2 protein-coding genes and 1 pseudogene are annotated in these 3610 nt (G+C 45.7%); 1 reads left to right on the top strand and 2 read right to left on the bottom strand.

The window, feature by feature from the left end; genetic code table 11:
- The first annotated feature begins 237 nt into the window (after window positions 1-237).
- Window positions 238-1350 carry a DegT/DnrJ/EryC1/StrS family aminotransferase gene (locus IM322_RS01715; protein WP_287676366.1) on the top strand — a complete coding sequence of 371 codons (1113 nt, stop codon included), beginning with the start codon at window positions 238-240 and terminating at the stop codon, window positions 1348-1350.
- Between the two features lie 337 nt (window positions 1351-1687).
- On the opposite strand, the gene hflX is transcribed toward IM322_RS01715, so the two are convergent.
- Together hflX and IM322_RS01705 are read right to left on the bottom strand one after the other, a co-directional pair.
- A complete protein-coding gene (gene hflX / locus IM322_RS01710) occupies window positions 1688-3391 on the bottom strand; it encodes a GTPase HflX (protein WP_287676364.1) in 1704 nt (567 codons plus the stop codon).
- A 97-nt stretch (window positions 3392-3488) separates the two neighbouring features.
- A pseudogene (locus IM322_RS01705) lies at window positions 3489-3610 on the bottom strand (IS630 family transposase); the annotation flags it as partial.

Raw genomic sequence — 3610 nt, 5'->3', positions numbered from 1 at the left:
TTGGGTAAGACTTTTAGACTTTTTGTCAATCAAAAAGTACCAGGCCTGGGAGTGATCAGGGGGAAAATTCAGGTACTTTTTCCCTGAAAATTAGGTAGTTGACCACCTGAAAATCGGTAAAACCCATCCCCCATCCCCCAACCCCCAACCCCCACCGAAAAACTTTTTCAGCAGACCCTAATTAATCCCTCTTTTCGCCGACAAATCCCGATTAGTCTCTAATTTGAGTGAAAGCGCGTGAGTAAAATTCCCCCCGTCGATTTATCCCGTCAATACCAAGTCATCAGCGAAGAAGCTAACCATGCCGTTTTAGAAATCCTCCGTTCTGGGCGCTATATTGGTGGCGAAGCTGTGAGCGAATTAGAACGACAATTTGCCCTCTATCACGGTGTTAGCGATTGTGTCGCCTGTAATTCGGGGACCGATGCCCTTTATCTGGCACTGCGCTCCCTCGGTATTCAAGCGGGGGATGAAGTAATTACTTCTACTTTTTCGTTTATTGCCACCGCCGAAGCGATTAATTTAGTCGGGGCAGCACCGGTTTTTGTCGATATCGATATTAATACTTTTAACCTCGATGTGGCACTGTTGGAAAAAGCGATTACTCCCCAGACTAAAGCGATTATCCCAGTACACCTTTTTGGGCAATCTGTCAATATGTCTGAGGTGGTAAATTTCGCTCGTTCCCATAATTTATTGGTGATTGAGGATTGCGCTCAGGCAACGGGAGCAGAATGGCATGGGCAGAAAGTGGGGAGTATCGGCGATATTGGCTGTTTTAGCTTCTTTCCCACCAAAAATTTAGGCGGTTGTGGCGATGGTGGCGCAATTACCACCAATAACCCCGAGTTAGCGGCACAAATTCGCATGATTAAAGAACACGGCAGCAAGGAGCGTTATCTCCATGAGGTAATTGGGGTGAATAGCCGCTTAGATGCCATTCAAGCGGTTATTTTGCAAATTAAGCTGAAATATCTCGATTTTTGGAATAATCAACGGATCGAGATTGCCCAACGTTATCGGGAATTACTGCAACCTTTGCCTAATATCACTTTACCTGCCGCTTTAGCCGGAGGTAAGCACGTTTGGAATCAGTACACAATCCTAACGGAAAATCGTGACCAAATTCGGGCGGCTTTGCAGGAAAAAGATGTCCTATCCATGGTTTATTATCCGATTCCTCTGCATTTACAGCCGGTTTATCAGTATTTAGGCTATAAAAAAGGCGATTTACCCGTGGCTGAATTGGCCAGTGAAAAAGTGTTATCTTTACCTATGTTCCCCGATTTAAGCTTCGAGGAACAACAACAGGTAGCCTATGCGCTGAAAGATTGTTTGCATAGTTCCTAAGTTATCAGTGGGAATTAGGAATTAGGAATTAGGAATTATGAATTATAAATTATGAAGTGGGGAGAAAAAAGCTGCCGACCGCCGACCGCCGACCGCCTCCTCTCCTGACTTGAAAATAGAGGCTGAAATAACGCAAATTCGTCAATCATACTAAATCCGTTGAGTATGGGCTACATATCAGGAGAGGCACTGACTTGAAAATAGAAGCTGAAATAACGCAAATTCGTCAATCAGAATATTTTCATCTCTGGTGGTGAAAATTTTTTCATCAGGACTGACTCGGAGAATACTGACTCCTAACTCCTGTCTCCTGAATACTGACAGCTTACTGCTATACTTAAGCGATTAAATCGATTAACTTTTGTTTTAAAGTTTCCAATCCTAGCCGACGAATAGCCGAGATAAAAACAGCTTGGGGATATTTTTCCTTAGCTATTTCCAAATCCTCGCTTTTTACCTGATCCAACTTATTAAACACCATTAACATCGGACCGGTTTGAATCGGCATCTCCGAGAGGATTTTTAACACCGAGGCAATCTGACTTTCCCAAGCTGGATGGGACAGATCCACCAGATGGAGTAATGCTTCTGCTTCCGTTACTTCCTCTAAAGTTGCCCGAAACGCATCCACCAGCGAGGGGGGTAATTCGTGGATAAAACCCACCGTATCGGTTAGTAAAAGGGTGTGAGAGACTTGGGTGAGGGGATCGGTAATAGTTAAGCGTCGGGTGGTGGGATCGAGGGTAGCAAACAGTTGATCGGCGGTATAAACTTCGGCAGCGGTGAGCGCATTAATTAAAGTAGATTTTCCCGCATTGGTGTAACCGACGATCGCCACACTGGCTACATCTTGTTTTTGCCGTTGTTTGCGTAAACGGGAACGATGAGCTTGCAGTTGATCCACCTCATCCTGGAGACGGGATAAACGACGTTGAATAGTTCGGCGTTCTGTTTCTAATTTTGTCTCCCCCGGTCCGCGAGTGCCAATTCCTCCCCCTAATCTCGACATGGCTAATCCACGCCCGGTGAGACGGGGTAAAGTGTATTCTAATTGGGCTAATTCTACCTGTAGTTTACCCGCTTGGGATTGGGCCCGTTGGGCGAAAATATCCAAGATCACCTCGGTGCGATCAACGACTCTCACCCCGATTTGGTTCTCTAGATTGCGAATTTGGGCGGGAGAAAGGTCACGATTGAATACGACTAAGTTAGCTCCCGAAGTTTGCACCTGTAGGGCGATTTCTGCCACTTTTCCCGAACCGATCACTGTTTGAGGATGGGGATGATCCCGTTTTTGTCGGGTGACTTGCAAAACTTTGCCCCCGGCGGTATCAACTAAACGCTCTAATTCGCTTAAACCGTCCTCGAACTGGCGATCGCTCATCCCGTCGGTGATTAAACCAACCAATAGCACCCGATCTTCGGCTGTATCAACGGTTATAGCGGTAAATTCTCGCTGAAACTCCGCCTCTAGTCCTTCCACTAACTCTAAAAAGTCCTGTTTGCTTAAATCCTCTAGATTTAAGGGCGGGGAGACAGACCAGTATATATTACTATTGACATTTGTTTGACTTTGTGGTATGAGATGAGCCAGATAGACTTGCTCCACATAACCAGTTGCCCCACCACCGCGACGGATCATACCTGTACCGGTTAGAGTTAAGATCACCAGTGCGTCTAATCGTTGCAAAGCCATGGCGGTTAAACTGGATTCTTTTGGCGGTTCCTGCTTGAGTTCCGTGGCGATACAACGAATTCCGCAAAGACGTTCGGAACCGTAGCGGGGTAGTTCCAAGAGAGAAAATTGGGTTTGTCGGGGGGTTCCCACTCCCACACGAATTACCTGGCCGCGACGGTTGATATAGGTGCAGAGGGGTTGATGAATATCGGTACTGATGGCCGCCAGTCTTTGGGCGAATTCTGGGGTGGTGAGAGTATCAATAGGCAAGCGTTCATGGTACAGCCTTTGTAGCTGTTTCATCTGACTGGCTTTCAGTCCCTGGGTATTGCCGAAGATGGTATCGATAGGCTTTCCTCGCAATTAGAATTTTATCTATTATTGTAGCGATTATGAGACTCGCCGCTCCTTGAGGGCGTTTCTTTCTCCTCAAAATGAGGTGTGATAAGCTTTTCCGCATTTAAGTTACATTGACAGCATTACCCTTATTTTTAAGTTTTCTACTCCATTTAATAATCAATCCCCCTTCATTTAAAAGCTGATTGACTACTTTTTCGAGTTCTTCTTTATTTTCAAATTCTC

This window comes from Microcystis sp. M109S1, assembly GCF_020247025.1.
Lineage (GTDB): Bacteria > Cyanobacteriota > Cyanobacteriia > Cyanobacteriales > Microcystaceae > Microcystis.
The sequence above is the reverse complement of the archived record's forward strand: the minus strand, read 5'-3'. Positions and strand labels throughout refer to the sequence as shown.